The organism is Streptomyces enissocaesilis, from assembly GCF_039533765.1.
Taxonomy (GTDB): domain Bacteria; phylum Actinomycetota; class Actinomycetes; order Streptomycetales; family Streptomycetaceae; genus Streptomyces; species Streptomyces enissocaesilis.
The window spans coordinates 14,727-28,615 of the sequence record NZ_BAAAUD010000007.1 but is presented as its reverse complement, the minus strand read 5'-3'; the positions used below and the strand labels follow the sequence as shown (position 1 = coordinate 28,615).

16 protein-coding genes are annotated in these 13,889 nt (G+C 68.6%); 13 read left to right on the top strand and 3 right to left on the bottom strand.

Features of this window, described 5'->3' with window-relative positions:
* Positions 1-6: 6 nt before the first annotated feature.
* The 12 genes from ABD374_RS02075 (at position 7) to istB (ending at position 10,319) form a co-directional block, all read left to right on the top strand.
* Entirely contained in the window at positions 7-945 is a 939-nt protein-coding gene (locus ABD374_RS02075; protein WP_344489629.1) for a VOC family protein, read from the top strand.
* Positions 946-1,066: 121 nt separating this feature from the next.
* On the top strand, positions 1,067-2,038 hold the full coding sequence (locus ABD374_RS02070; RefSeq protein WP_344489626.1) for a fumarylacetoacetate hydrolase family protein: 972 nt from the start codon (positions 1,067-1,069) through the stop codon (positions 2,036-2,038).
* Positions 2,035-2,790, top strand: a complete 756-nt coding sequence (locus tag ABD374_RS02065) for an SDR family NAD(P)-dependent oxidoreductase (protein WP_344489623.1) — start codon at positions 2,035-2,037, stop codon at positions 2,788-2,790. The genes ABD374_RS02070 and ABD374_RS02065 overlap by 4 nt, the downstream gene beginning before the upstream one ends.
* A 154-nt stretch (positions 2,791-2,944) precedes the next feature.
* Positions 2,945-3,700 (top strand): CoA transferase subunit A, encoded by a 756-nt coding sequence (locus ABD374_RS02060; protein ID WP_344489620.1) that lies wholly within the window; start codon positions 2,945-2,947, stop codon positions 3,698-3,700.
* A gap of 5 nt (positions 3,701-3,705) precedes the next feature.
* Positions 3,706-4,356 (top strand): CoA transferase subunit B, encoded by a 651-nt coding sequence (locus tag ABD374_RS02055; protein ID WP_344489742.1) that lies wholly within the window; start codon positions 3,706-3,708, stop codon positions 4,354-4,356.
* Positions 4,357-4,538: 182 nt separating this feature from the next.
* On the top strand, positions 4,539-5,753 hold the full coding sequence (locus ABD374_RS02050) for an FAD-dependent monooxygenase (RefSeq protein WP_344489617.1): 1,215 nt from the start codon (positions 4,539-4,541) through the stop codon (positions 5,751-5,753).
* A gap of 25 nt (positions 5,754-5,778) precedes the next feature.
* On the top strand, positions 5,779-6,819 hold the full coding sequence (locus ABD374_RS02045; RefSeq protein ID WP_344489614.1) for a cupin domain-containing protein: 1,041 nt from the start codon (positions 5,779-5,781) through the stop codon (positions 6,817-6,819).
* A 36-nt stretch (positions 6,820-6,855) separates the two neighbouring features.
* Positions 6,856-7,722, top strand: coding sequence for a fumarylacetoacetate hydrolase family protein (locus tag ABD374_RS02040; protein ID WP_344489611.1), 867 nt, complete (start codon positions 6,856-6,858; stop codon positions 7,720-7,722).
* A 101-nt stretch (positions 7,723-7,823) separates the two neighbouring features.
* Complete coding sequence (locus ABD374_RS02035) at positions 7,824-8,267, top strand: MarR family winged helix-turn-helix transcriptional regulator (protein ID WP_344489609.1); 444 nt, start codon at positions 7,824-7,826, stop codon at positions 8,265-8,267.
* Positions 8,268-8,401: 134 nt separating this feature from the next.
* Positions 8,402-8,653: a hypothetical protein gene (locus tag ABD374_RS02030; protein WP_344489606.1), complete on the top strand. Its 252-nt coding sequence runs from the start codon at positions 8,402-8,404 to the stop codon at positions 8,651-8,653.
* Positions 8,650-9,528: a Mu transposase domain-containing protein gene (locus ABD374_RS02025; protein WP_344489603.1), complete on the top strand. Its 879-nt coding sequence runs from the start codon at positions 8,650-8,652 to the stop codon at positions 9,526-9,528. Before ABD374_RS02030 ends, ABD374_RS02025 begins: the two co-directional genes overlap by 4 nt.
* Positions 9,525-10,319: an IS21-like element helper ATPase IstB gene (istB, locus tag ABD374_RS02020; protein ID WP_344489600.1), complete on the top strand. Its 795-nt coding sequence runs from the start codon at positions 9,525-9,527 to the stop codon at positions 10,317-10,319. Before ABD374_RS02025 ends, istB begins: the two co-directional genes overlap by 4 nt.
* A 53-nt stretch (positions 10,320-10,372) precedes the next feature.
* On the opposite strand, the gene ABD374_RS02015 is transcribed toward istB, so the two are convergent.
* Both ABD374_RS02015 and ABD374_RS02010 read right to left on the bottom strand, forming a co-directional pair.
* Complete coding sequence (locus ABD374_RS02015; protein WP_344489597.1) at positions 10,373-10,945, bottom strand: suppressor of fused domain protein; 573 nt, start codon at positions 10,943-10,945, stop codon at positions 10,373-10,375.
* Between the two features lie 556 nt (positions 10,946-11,501).
* A complete protein-coding gene (locus ABD374_RS02010) occupies positions 11,502-12,344 on the bottom strand; it encodes a DUF4238 domain-containing protein (protein WP_344489740.1) in 843 nt (280 codons plus the stop codon).
* Positions 12,345-12,655: 311 nt separating this feature from the next.
* On the opposite strand from ABD374_RS02010, the gene ABD374_RS02000 reads away from it, so the two are divergent.
* Positions 12,656-12,841, top strand: a complete 186-nt coding sequence (locus tag ABD374_RS02000) for a hypothetical protein (protein WP_344489594.1) — start codon at positions 12,656-12,658, stop codon at positions 12,839-12,841.
* 120 nt (positions 12,842-12,961) lie between these two features.
* Here ABD374_RS02000 and ABD374_RS01995 read toward each other — a convergent pair whose 3' ends face one another.
* The gene (locus ABD374_RS01995) at positions 12,962-13,861 is read right to left on the bottom strand and encodes an AbiTii domain-containing protein (RefSeq protein ID WP_344489591.1); all 900 of its coding nucleotides are present in this window, start codon (positions 13,859-13,861) and stop codon (positions 12,962-12,964) included.
* Between the last annotated feature and the right edge of the window lie 28 nt (positions 13,862-13,889).

Genomic DNA, 13,889 nt, shown 5'->3' with positions numbered 1-13,889 from the left:
GATTCCATGAACTCCCGTCTGCTCACCCATCTGCGGCACGTCGACCTCGCCGTGCCCGACTACGACAAGCAGCTCGACTTCTACAGCGAGACCTGGGGTCTGACCAAGGTCGCCGAGGACTCCGGCATCTCCTTCCTGGCCGCCGAGGGCTCCCCCGAGCAGTACGTCGTGCGCCTGCGCAAGGCCGAGGAGAAGCGTCTTGACCTCGTCTCCTACGGCGCGGCGACCCCCGCCGACGTGGACACCCTCGCCGAGCGACTCCTGGCCGGCGGCGTGCAGCTGATCTCTCGGCCCGGCGCCGTCGACACTCCGGGCGGCGGCTACGGCTTCCGCTTCTTCGACGTCGACGGCCGCACGATCGAGGTCTCCGCGGACGTCCGGGCACGGCAGCACCGCAAGATCGAGGAGAAGGAGGCCATCCCGGTCAAGCTCTCCCACGTCGTGCTCAACTCCCCCGATCTGGACCGCACCCGCGAGTGGTACGAGCGCCACCTCGGCTTCCGCCTCTCCGACACCCTGAGCTCGCCGCACATGGGCGAAGTCATGCACTTCATGCGGATCAGCAACCAGCACCATTCCATGGCGCTCGCGAAGGGCCCGCACACCTCCCTGCACCACGTCTCCTTCGAGATGCGCGGCATCGACGAGTACATGCGCGGCTCCGGCCGGGTCATGCGCGCCGGCTTCAAGAAGGTCTGGGGCCCGGGCCGCCACATGGCGGGTGACAACACCTTCACGTACTTCCTCGACCCGCACGGCAACACCGTGGAGTACACCACCGAGCTGGAGGAGCTCGACGAGGACACCTGGCACCCCCACGTCTACGACTTCTCCCAGCCCGAGGTCACCGACCAGTGGGGCACCGCGAACCCGATGAACGAGCTCATCGCCAAGGAGTCCTTCAACGACCCCGACCGCGGTGTGTTCGTCGCCCCGCCGGTCTGAGAGGCCCACCCCGTTCCCGGGGACGTGGCAGTCGTGCCCCTGCCCTGGCTCACGCCGCCGCGTCCCCGTGGCCCCGCGCTCCGATGTGCGCGAGGCCCTTCATCCCCCTCCGGAGCCGCACATGCGTTTCGCCGCGTACGAATATCAGCACCGCCGCCGCGTGGCCGTCGTGGAAGAGGACGGCACTCTCTTCCCGCTGCCCGGGGTCACCTCTCTCACCGCCCTCCTCGCCGAGGGCGACGGCTTGCCGGGGCTGCTCGCCGCCGGTGCGGCGGCCCTGGACGTTCCGCCCGGTCCGCACGTCTCCCGGGCACGCCTGCTCCCCCCCTTGCAGCCGGCTTCCGTGAGGGACTTCGTGACCTTCGAGGAGCACGTCGAAGGGGTGCGCCGCACTGTGGAGGGCGTGGCGGGCGTCCCCGAGCAGTGGTACGCGGCGCCGACCTTCTACTTCACCAACCCGCACGCGATCTACGGCCCGCACGACGAGGTGCCCGTGCCGCCCGGTTCGGCCGTGCTCGACTTCGAACTGGAGGTGGGCGCGGTGATCGGCCGCGAGGGCCGCGACCTCACCCCTGAGCAGGCGCGCGAGCACATCGTCGGCTACACCGTGTTCAACGACTGGTCCGCGCGGGACCTGCAGTCGGCGGAGATGAAGGTCGGCCTCGGCCCCTGCAAGGGCAAGGACACCGCCACCACCCTGGGCCCCTACCTGGTCACCGCCGACGAACTCGAGCCGCACCGGGACACCGACGGCTTCCTGCGCCTCGCGCTGACCGCCGAGGTGAACGGGCAGGTGGTCGGCGAGGACCTGCTGTCCAACATGAGCTGGACCTTCGAGGAGATGACCGCCTACGCCTCGCGCGGCACCCGGGTCGTGCCGGGCGACGTCCTCGGCTCGGGGACCTGCGGCAACGGTGGCTGCCTGGCCGAGCTGTGGGGGGTACGTGGCGAGCAAACCCCGCCGCCCCTCGCGCCCGGTGACACCGTCAGCCTCACCGTCGAGGGCATCGGCACGCTGACCAGCACCGTCGTACCCGGTGTCCCGTCTGTGCCGCTGCCGGCCGGCCGACGGCGCACACGGGAGCGGCCGTGAACGACCCGCGTCCCCAGAGGCTTCTGGGCAAGGTCGTCGTCGTCACGGGCGCGGCCCGCGGCCAGGGGGCTGCCGAGGCGGAGGCACTCGCCCGGGAGGGCGCCCACGTCATCGCCACCGACGTGACGGAGTCACCGGGCTGCCGCCGCCTCGACGTCAGCAACGAGAAGGACTGGGCCGAACTGGCCGCCGAACTGCGCGAGGCGCACGGCCAGGTGCACGGACTGGTGAACAACGCCGGCATCACCTGGCGGGCCCGGCTCGGGGACGTAAGGCCCGAGGACATGGCGCGCGTGCACGCCGTCAACGTCACCGGCCCGCTGCTCGGCATCCAGCACCTCGCACCTCTCATGCCCACCGGTGCGTCCATCGTGAACGTCGGCTCCTCGGCGGCGCTCACCGCCCACTGCCCGGTCGCCTACACGACCAGCAAGTGGGCCCTGCGGGGCCTGTCGAAGGCGGCCTCCCTGGAGCTGGGCCCTCGGGGAATCCGCGTCAACACGATCCACCCCGGCTTCATCGAGACCGAGATGACCGCGTCGGCCGTGCCGGCCTTCCGGGAGGCAAACGTCCGCGAGACCCCGCTCGGCCGTACCGGAACCGTCGACGAGGTCGCCCCGCTGGTGGTCTTCCTGCTGTCGGACGAGTCGTCGTTCATCAGCAGTGCCGAGATCCCGGTGGACGGTGGCCTGACGGCGCACGGCGGCGTCAAGTCCGTCTCCGACGCACTGCGGCCGGAGCCAGGCGGGTGACGCGGACCGAAGGCTCGACCTCCCCGAGCACGGGTTCCGACCGCAGCACCACCACGCCCACTCTCCTCCCCGTCCCTGACGAGGCCGCCTCCCGTCACAGGCGCCAGCCGGTCGTCGGCGGCGGACGGATCCACCTGAAAGGAAGGCCCACAGCGTGAACAAGGTCCGAAGCAGTGCCGGTGAGGCGGTCGCCGACCTCCCCGACGGCGCCTCACTGGCCGTCGGCGGCTTCGGCCTCTCAGGTATTCCCGCCGTCCTCATCGACGCCCTGTACGAGCAAGGGGCGACCGGTCTGGAGGTCGTGTCCAACAACTGTGGCGTGGACGGCCGCGGACTGGGGGTCCTGCTGGCCGCCGGCCGCATCGCCCGGGTCACCGGCTCCTACGTCGGGGAGAACAAGGAGTTCGCCCGCCAGTACCTGGGCGGCGAGCTGGAGGTGGAGCTGACCCCCCAGGGCACCCTCGCCGAGCGGCTGCGCGCGGGCGGCGCGGGCATCCCCGCCTTCTACACACCGGCCGGTGTCGGTACCCAGGTGGCGCGGGGCGGTCTGCCGTGGCGGTACGCGCCCGACGGAACGGTGGCCATCGCCTCGCCGGCCAAGGAGACCCGGGAGTTCGCAGGACGTCCTCATGTGCTGGAGCACGGAATCACCACCGACTTCGCCCTCGTACGGGCCTGGCGCGGCGACCGGCACGGCAATCTCGTCTTCCGGCGCGCCGCCGCCAACTTCAACCCGCTCGCCGCCATGGCCGGGCGCATCACCGTCGCCGAAGTCGAACAGCTCGTGGAACCTGGCGAACTGCACCCCGATGAGGTCCACCTGCCGGGCATCTACGTGCAGCGCGTGGTGGAGCTGACCCCGGCCGAGGCCGCTGACAAGCAGATCGAGAAAAGGACCCTCCACGCATGAACACCCTGGGCTGGAACCGCGGCCAGATGGCCGCCCGCGCCGCCGCCGAACTCAGCGACGGTTCCTACGTCAACCTCGGCATCGGCCTTCCCACTCTCATCCCCGGGCACCTACTGCCCGGGGTGCACGTCGTGCTGCACTCCGAGAACGGCATCCTCGGCACCGGCCCCTACCCGACCGAGGAGCAGGTCGACCCGGACCTGATCAACGCCGGCAAGGAGACCGTGACCGTCCTGCCCGGGGCGAGCTTTTTCGACTCGGCGCTCTCCTTCGGCATGATCCGCGGCGGCCACATCGACACCGCCGTTCTGGGTGCCATGCAGGTCTCCGTACGTGGCGACCTGGCCAACTGGATGATCCCCGGCAAGATGGTCAAGGGCATGGGCGGGGCCATGGACCTCGTCCACGGTGCCCGCCGCGTCATCGTCCTGATGGAACACACCGCCAAGGACGGCACGCCGAAGATCCTTCAGGAGTGCACTTTGCCGCTGACCGGTGAGCGGTGCGTGCACCGGATCATCACCGACCTCGGCGTCATCGACGTCACCGACCGCGGCCTCGCCCTCGTCGAAACCGCCCCGGGGGTGACCGTCGAGGACATCGCCGCACGCACGAGCGCTCCGCTGCGCCTGGACAGCATCACCACGGCCTGCTGACCGACCACCACCTCGACGCCCGAGACTCGGGACGGCCGCCTGCGGGCCGGTCCGCTGCCTCGCCATCCCATTGACACCAGAGAAACACCCTCGCACGATAGTCAGTACACCAATGATGGGCATGCTGACCATATGGAATCACTCTCCCTGTGCCCTTCACTCCTTCCCTGCCAGGAGGCCGTATGTCCGTGATCCCCGCCCCGCTCCGTATCGCCGTGGTCGGCGGTGGCATCGGCGGACTGGCCGCGGCGCTGGCGATCGCCCGCGCCGGGCACCACGTCACGCTGGTCGAGCAAGCCGCCCGGTTCGGCGAGATCGGCGCCGGTCTGCAACTCGCCCCGAACGCCTCTCTCGCCCTTGAGGAACTCGGCGTCCTCCCTGCCGTTCAGCGCACCGCGGTCGCCCCGCCCCAGCTCGTCATGATGGACGCCCTGACCGGCGATCAGGTCGCGTCGCTGGACCTTCGCAGTGCCGCCTACACCGAGCGTTTCGCCCACCCCTACCTCGTCACACACCGCACCGATCTGCACGCTGCGCTGCTCGCCGCCTGCCAGGAACACCCCGCGGTCACACTGCGCACCGGCCATACCGTCACGCACGTCGACCAGGACGAGTCCGGGGCCCGGCTGCTCTTCGCCGAGCACCGGCAGGCTCTCGCCGTGGACGCGGTCGTAGCCGCGGACGGCTTGCATTCGCGCCTGCGTCAAACCCTGGTGGGCGACGGAAAGCCGGTCTGCTCCCGGTACGTGGCCTTCCGTGGCGCACTGCCCATGGAACGGATGACGGGCCCGATGGCTCGGCATGCCGCCTCCGAGGCGGTCATGGTGTGGGCCGGGCCCCGCATGCACCTGGTGCAGTACCCCGTACGCCGCGGCCAGTTGTACAACCAGGTCGCCGTCTTCGAGAGCGACCACTACACCCCCGACTCCGACGACTGGGGCACCGAGGCCGAACTCGAGGAGCGCTTCACAGGAAGCTGCCAGACCGTACGCGACGCCCTGCCGCTCATCTCACGCGACCGGCGGTGGCCCCTCTACGACAGGGAACCCATCGAGGACTGGGTGCACGGCCGGATCGTCCTGCTCGGCGACGCCGCCCACCCGATGCTGCAGTACCTGGCTCAAGGCGCCTGCCAGGCACTGGAGGACGCGGTGGCGCTGGGACGCGCACTCGGCCGTCTCGACGACCCCACCCCAGCCTTCATCGCCTACGCCGCGCAACGAAAGGACCGGGCGGCACGCATCCAGACCAACGCCCGCCGCTTCGGTGAGATCTGCCATCTGGAGGGCATGGGCGCCACCCTCCGCAACCTTCTCCTCGCGTCCCGCGGACCCGACGACTTCGACGACATGTCCTGGGTATGGACGCCGGCCGCCGCCGGTGCCCCCGCCCTGTGAGCCGACCACCTCAGGAGGACACACGATGACGACCGACGACACCGTCTACCAGGCCCTGGAGGGTGCGGGCGCCGCGCCACTGTGGCGCTTCTACGGCAACCTGTTCCCCGCCGAGCCCAAGAGCCGGGCCGTACCTTACCGCTGGAGCTGGCAGGAGCTGCGTCCGCACCTGCTGCACTTCTCCCGGACCCTGTCGCTGGAGGAGGCGGAGCGCCGGGTGCTCATGCTGGTGAACCCCGGCCTGACCGACCCCCCGGCTACCGTCAACACCCTCTACGCGGGCTTGCAGATCATCCTGCCCGGCGAGACCGCCCAGGCCCACCGGCACACCTCCAACGCCTTCCGCTTCATCCTGGAGGGGTCCGGTGCCTGGACGACGGTCAACGGCGAACGCGTCCTCATGTCTCCCGGCGACCTCCTCCTGACGCCCGGATGGCACTGGCACGACCACACCCATGAGGGCGACACGCCGATGATCTGGCTCGACGCCCTCGACTACCCGCTGGTCAACGCGCTGGAAGCCGGCTTCTACGAGAAGTACCCCGAGCGCCTCCAGCCCGTCACCCGCCCGGACGACGCCGGCAGCAGGCAGTTCCTCCACGGCCGGCTGAACCCGGTCTGGCTCAAGCAGGACGGCCCCAACTCCCCGGTGACGCGTTACACCTGGGAGGAGACCCGCCGCGCCCTGGACGGCATCGCCGACTCGGCCGAGGGCAGTGACGTCGACGGCATCGTCCTGGAGTACACCAACCCGTGGACGGGCGGCCCGGTCATGCCCACCATCGGCTGCCGCATCCAGCGGCTGCGACCGGGCTTCCAGGGAGCCGGCCGCCGCCACACCGCCTCCACCGTCTTCAACGTCGTCCGCGGCGAGGGCGCCACGATCGTGGACGGCAAGCGGCTGGAATGGTCCGAGCACGACACCTTCGCCGTGCCCGGGTGGGCGTCCTACCGGCACGTGAACACCTCTCTCTCGGCAGACGCCGTCCTGTTCTCCTACAGCGACGAGTCCGTCATGCGCTCCCTCGGCCTCTACCGCACGGAAGACGCCGACCCCGGCGCCTGACCCGACACCGATCCGACACCTCACAAGGAGGCTCTGATGCGCTTGACCCTGTTCAACGAGGGACGGCTCGGACTCGTCGACGGCGATGACCTCGTCGACGTGACCGACCGACTCGCCGGCCCCGGCACACCTGGCCCGGCGGGAGCTCTGCACCGGTACATCGAGACCGCGGCCCGCGACGGCGCCGCCCGGCTCGACGTCTCCGGCCTCCCCCGCGTCCCGCTCACCGAAGCGGTTCTCCGGGCCCCGCTCCCCCGCCCCGGGAAGATAGTCGGCGCCCCGGTCAACTACCTCGATCACAAGGCCGAGATGGAGTACAGCACGTCCATCGCCGACCTCGGTGTCTTCCTCAAGGCCAACTCGTCGGTCATCGGTCCCGGCCAGGACATCGTCCTGCCCTACACCGACAAGCGCACCGACCAGGAAGGCGAACTGGGCGTCGTCATCGGCCGCACCACCAGCCACGTGAGCGCCGGCGAAGCGCTGGACCACGTCTTCGGCTACACCTGCGTACTGGACATCACCGTCCGCTCGGGCGAGGACCGCTCCACCCGCAAGTCGTTCGACACCTTCACCCCCCTCGGCCCGTGGGTCGTCACCGCGGACGAGATCCCCGACCCGGACTCCCTCGACCTGCGCTGCGACGTCGGCGGCACCACCCGGCAGCGAACGAACACCGCCGACCTGATCTTCGGCGTTCGTGAACTGATCGCCTACACCTCCTCCGTCATGACCCTGCACCCCGGCGACGTCATCGCGACCGGCACCCCGGCCGGGGTGGGACCGCTCAGCCACGGCGACCGGGTCGTCCTGGACATCGAACGGATCGGCCGTCTCGAAGTGGGCGTCGACGGGTCACGGGCCGCCCCCTACGAGCAGCGTCCCGGACGTCGCAGCGGCTGACGACGCCGCGCCCGCGAGACGGCGCCGGCGCTCGTAGACTCGCAAGGTGCCGGCCGACACTCCGGCCGGCACCTCTCGGAGACTGCACGAACGGAGCACGGGTGGCGCGCGCACTGGACCTGGACAACTACGTCGGACACCTGATCCGGCGCGCGGAACAGGTGCACACCGCACTGTGGGCCCGGCACGTGTCCCGGGAGATCACCTCGCAGCAGTTCGCCGTCCTCAACGCACTGCGCCGGGAGCCCGGCATCGACCAGCGCACCGTCGCACACCGCACCTCCCTTGACCGCTCCACGATCAACCAGATGGTCCGACGCCTGACCGACCAGGGTTATCTGAGCCAGGTGCGGGACGAGGAGGACCGCAGGCGGACCCTGCTGGGTCTCACCCACGAAGGCGCCGGACTCCTCGATTCCCTGATCCCGCCGGCGAAACGGATCAACGAGCGCCTCCTGGAGTCGCTGCCGGAGAGCGAGCGGGTCCTGGCCACGAAGATCCTCCGCGAGATCGCTTCCACGGACAGCGGGCCGTCCGACGATTGAGCCGGCTTCTCACACTCCCCGTACCGGTGCGGGGTCCGGCCGCGTCACCACGGGCCGCGTCGTGGAAGCCTCGGGGACGATGTGTCGGCCGTTTCTCCTTCCGGCTGTCGTACTCGGGCAAGGCCGTCCACCGTGTGTTCGCCTCCTGCGGCCAGGAAGCTTTCTTCGAAGGCCACGTCCACGCACTGCGGACCCTGGGCGGGGTTCCGCGCACCAAGGTCCGTTACGACAACCTGAAGGCCGCCGTCGCCAGGGTGCTGGGGCAGAGCAGGGGAAGAGTCGAGGCCGACCGGTGGATCGCCTTCCGCTCGCACTTCGGCATCGAGAGCTTCTACTGCCGACCTGGCATCGAAGGCGCCCACGAGAAGGGCGGAGCGAAGGGATGATCGGCTACTTCCGCCGCAACCACTTCGTTCCCGTCCCCGAGGTCGCGTCGCTCGCCGAACTGAACGAGATGGTCGAACAGTGGGACCGGCAGGACGACGCCCGCCGCATCGGCTCTAGGCCCAAGACGGTCGCGGAGTACTTCGCACTCGAACAACCGTTGCTCATGTCCCTGCCCGAGGAACCATTCGAGACGGGCCGACTGTTCACCCCGCGAGTCGACCGCTACGGCCAGGTCCCGGTCCGCACCAACCGCTACTCGGTCCCGATCCGGCTGATCGGAAAACGCGTGCGCGTCGTGCTGCACGCTTCCCAACTGGTGGTTTACGACCAGAACGTGGAAGTCGCCCGGCACGAACGCCTGATCGCGAAGGGCGCCGTCCGGCTGGACCTGGACCACTACCTGGAAGTCTTGGTCCGCAAGCCCGGCGCCTTCCCTGGCTCCACAGCCCTCGAACAGGCCCACTCGGCAGGCAGGTTCACCCCGGTCCACGATGCCTGGTGGGACCAGGCCCGCAAGATGCACGGTGAGCGGGACGGCACCCGGGCTTTGATCGAGGTCCTCCCGCTGGGGCGTCACCTGCCCCATGAGCATGTCGTCGCCGGCCTGGCCGCGGCCCTGCGGGCCGGAGCCATGACCGCGGACGCGGTCGCTCTGGAAGCCCGCAAAGCCGCCCAGGCCGAGACCGAACCTGCACCTGCGGCAGGCCCGCTGATTCCCGGGAACTCGCCAGCGACGGTGACGTCCCTGCACGAATGGCGGCTCGCGCACCTTCCCGCGGACACCAGGCCACTGCTCTCGGTGACCCCCTATGACCAGTTGCTCCGACGCCGCCGCATCAGCGACGGTGACCACCGTGAGGGAGAAGCCCAATGATTCTGCCCCGCCAGCGAGGCTTGACCGAACAGGCCGCCGACGCCGCCATCGACAGCGCCTTTCGGCTTCTGCGGTTGCCGTCGATTCGCAACGAGTTCTCCGACATCGCCGACCGGGCGATGAAGGACCAGATGACCTACCGGGGCTTCCTTGCCGAACTGCTGATGACCGAGTGCGACGACCGGTCCCGCCGCCGCTCGGAGAGGCGGATCAAAGCAGCCGGCTTCCCGCGGGAGAAGTCCCTGCGAGCCTTCGACTTTGACACCAACCCGAACATCGACGCGGCCACCATCCACACCCTTGCAAGCTGTGAATGGATCAAGAAGAGTCAGCCGCTCTGCCTGATCGGCGACTCCGGCACGGGCAAGTCCCACCTGCTCATCGCCCTGGGCACCGAAGCGGCCATGAAGGGCTACCGGGTCCGCTACACGCTCGCCACGAAGCTGGTGAACGAGCTGGTCGAGGCCGCCGACGAGAAGCAGCTGAACAAGACCATCGCCCGCTACGGCCGCGTCGACCTTCTCTGCATCGACGAACTCGGCTACATGGAGCTGGACCGCCGCGGCGCCGAACTTCTCTTCCAGGTTCTGACCGAACGTGAGGAGAAGAACAGTGCCGCGATCGCCTCGAACGAGTCCTTCGGCGGCTGGACGAAGGCGTTCACGGACCCGCGGCTCTGCGCGGCCATCGTCGACCGCCTCACGTTCAACGGCACCATCATCGAAACCGGGACCGACCCCTACCGCCTCGCCACCACCCGAGCCCGAGCCGAACAGGCGCCTACGGGATGAGCAGGCAGTCGGTCCCGGTCAGCAGGCGAACGAGGCCGATCCAAGGAGAGCGGTCAAAGATCGAGACCCGCCCGGTTGATGTCGACCAGGTCCGGGTCCTGGGCCGCGAGCGCCTGCTCGAAGGCTTGCCAGCCCTGGGCCCGGACGAAGTCGGCTTCGACTGAAGTAATGGGGACCAACCAGATGATTGCGACGTCACTGCCGTTCTCGATCGTCACGGAGAAGAAGTCGTCGTCGAAGTAGACCGGCAGGGCGGCATAGAGAGCCGTCTTGCTCCCGCCCGGGAGAGGGACCGGCAGAGGGATCACGTCACCGCGCAACACTGCGTGGCCACCTTGCACCATGCGCTCGGCCACGAATTCCACCACCCTCGGCAACGGGCCGGACTCCTGCCCGTCCTTCAAGTAGTCGCAGGCCACGAGTTCCAGGTGGTAGTGACGATCCGACGTCCGGACTCGCAACGGAGTCCGAAACAGCCCGATCGTGGCGAACGCCTGGACCTGCGGGAGCTGGCCATCCCGGAACCACGCCACCTGGGGACTGCCCTGAGGAGCCCCGTCACGGACCGGCCAGGCACCGCCCATGCGGCCGAGCCGGCCCTCAAGGTGATCTATCAGCTCAGGCATCGGGCACTCCTCATCCGGCACTCGCTGTCCGCGCCACTCGCGTTGGCGATGATCTCCAGACAATAGCCCTGGCAAGGCCGAACCGAATCCAGACCCCCAGCTGTCATCACCCGCCAGTCAGCCGCTCCGTGACATCAAATCTCAACGACATTTCCCGGCCTCCCGATCCACAGGTGCCATCCGAGCTCGGCAACAAACACCTCCCTCAGTCGTCGACAGAGCCACCGCGTAGGCGGCGTCGCAGTGGGCGCCGGCCAAGCTGTTGCAGTCGCCGCACAGGCTGTAGAACCATATGCCGCCCTGGGCGGCGCGTCCGTGGCCCAGGACCCGGTCGGCCAAGCGTACGTTCGCGCTGACTACCCGGTCCCTGTTGCCGGCGGCCTGGGGCGGCACGTGTGCCTTGGTCATTTTGCGGACGTCACCGCAGAGACCACACGGGCGGCTGCCTGCGCTACGCAGGTCAATCCCCAGAGTTCCAGGCGGTCTTCTGTCAACCACGCGGAGAGCCTAACCGGAGCCTCGGACAAGGCCGGAACGGTTTACGCCTGCTCCCACCTCAGAGGCCCACCCCCTGCTCTGCCACCTTGTCCCGGTCAGGGGTGTGCCACAGCTGGGGAGCGAGGCGGTGGGTGCTCCACAGTCCAGCGACGTTCGATGTTCTGGCGAGCGGAAAAACGGGATACTCCAAGACGTAATGAGGAGCAGAGTGCGTCTGCCCGTCCCATGGTTTGGGCTGGCCCAGGCTGTTCGGCTTCCAATGCTTCCAGGGGTCGTGCTGCGGGTGGTGGATCACGAACTGGTCGGCCACGTCATAGGCGACCTCCACGAGCGCGAAGCCGATGGCACCCTTGGCGTGCATCAGGTGGTCCACCCACTTGCGCGGGTCGGCGGCTCGGGTAGCGGGACCGGGCAGGAACAGGAAGCAGTGAGGGTCCAGCGGGAGCATGACGTCGCTCAGTGCGGCGGCGCGCAGTTGGTCTTCGTCGTCAGGGCGGTTCCATACGGCGATCGGGGTGTCGCTGGTCAGCAGACACATGTCGCTGAAGCCGAGCGCCCACGGACGTGCTTCCAGGGCGAGTGCCAAGGTGGCGATGTTCTCGACGATGTAGCGCAGGTGGGGGTTGTTCTGCGCGAGCGTGCGCACTTCCGGCGGAAGGCCGGTGATGTCCGGTGCTTCGGCCCGCTGATGGATGAGCCGTTTCCGCTGGCGGGTGGTGCGCAGGATCTGGGCAGCCATCCACCAGGCGAGGACATGGCGCTGGTACGGGCCCAACGGCCAGTCCGGCGTGAGCGCCCATTCCGGGTCGTGCAACAGCACCTTCAGTACTGGGTCAGCACGTGTCTCAAGGGAGGTGAACAGCTTCTCAGCAGCATGGTGAGGGACTCCCTCAGCACTGATCCCCCTCCGAGCAGGGCTGGCTCACGCGGCTTGGTCGGTTTGCTGAGCGTGAGCCGCCCGGCGCAGCTCGTAGCGTGCGGCCGGTACCGAGGGGGAGGTCTGCCAGTAGGGGTGCCACCAGAGCCGGAGGGACAGGCGTAGCAGGTGGCGGCGTAGGGCGGTGGTGTCGCGGGGCGGGGTGCGGCGAGCACGCTGTAGGTGGCGTTCCAGGCGGCTTGCGTCTGCATGAGGTCGTCGGGGAAGTCAGTCGCGTCCATACCTGTATCAGATCGCTTGTTCGATTTTGGTGTCACTTCAGGCCCCGCCGCCGCTTGGAGGAGCTGTTGCGGGCGTACGGGCCGGGCAGCAGGCCCGCCTCGCACAGCTGGTACGCGTTCACTGGGCAGCCCAAGACGCTGGTCATCCTGGAGCAGATGGAGACCAACACGTCCGGTCCGCGCGGCCAGTGGGAGAAGGAGCTGGAGACCATCCTGCCGGACGACCTCGATTTCGCATAGGACCGCGGATCCGCCTCAACCGGTGAGCAGCCGGGAACCAACAGCGGGGCCGGGCAGGATGATCCTGCCCGGCCCCGCTGTCGTCGGTCCAAGGGTGACTTCGAGCAACCTGCAGCAGTATCAGGGCTCTCCGTCGTGGGACGGGCTCAGGGTCAGGATCTCGCCGAGGGCTATGTAGGTCTGCAGGAATACGAAGCGTGCTTCGCCGATGGTGACCTCGGCATGAGTGCCTGCAGAGCACCGCTCGTAGAGATCGGACAGTGTTCGACGCAGCCGGTCCCTGCGGCTCTTGGACGCCCCGCAGACGTGGGTGTGGGCTTGGAGCCGGTTCAGTACTTGCTGAGGACCGACCTTCAGGGTGGCCTCGGCCCCGATCGCATACGGCTCGTCCCGGGCCGGGAACACGTAGTCCGCACAGGAGTCGATCAGGCGGCGGCAGGTGGTCAGGGCCTGGCTCACGGACTCCGGGTCGCCGTCCCGAAGGCGGTCAGAGACGCGCTCGATCTTGTCGAGCGCAGTCCCGCTCGCCGCCGCCAACGATCCGTCGATCAGCTTCTGAGTGTCCGCGAACAGACTCGCCTGGAGCGCGCTGAACAGGAGCTCGTGGTAAATCTCGGTGACCATGTCGTAGACGGTCGCGACGACTTGCCCGCAGACGCCGTTCGCCGTGCTGAGCGCTTTTGAAAGATTGATGATCCGTTTGTCATGGTTCCCCGACGCAACAAGGGCCATGTCGCCCGAATAGTTACCTCCGCCCTGCATGGCGTCGATGGCCCTCTGGTTGGACTCTGCATTGGCCTCTATCTTCGCGATCGAGCTGGTGTAAAACTTCTCCTCCTCCTTGTCTGCCCAGCGGCCGGCTCGTCCGACCCACTCCCGTGCCGAACCGTCGGTCGGGTACCCGCTGCGCTCGAATCCGAGGAACTCCGTCAGCTCGGTGTGTCCGACCAGCCGGGCAAGCCTGCTCGCCTTCAGCACGACCTCGGACGCCTTCAACCGCTTGAGCTCGATGTCGGTCAAAAGCTCGTCTGCAACGTGGATCGCTTCT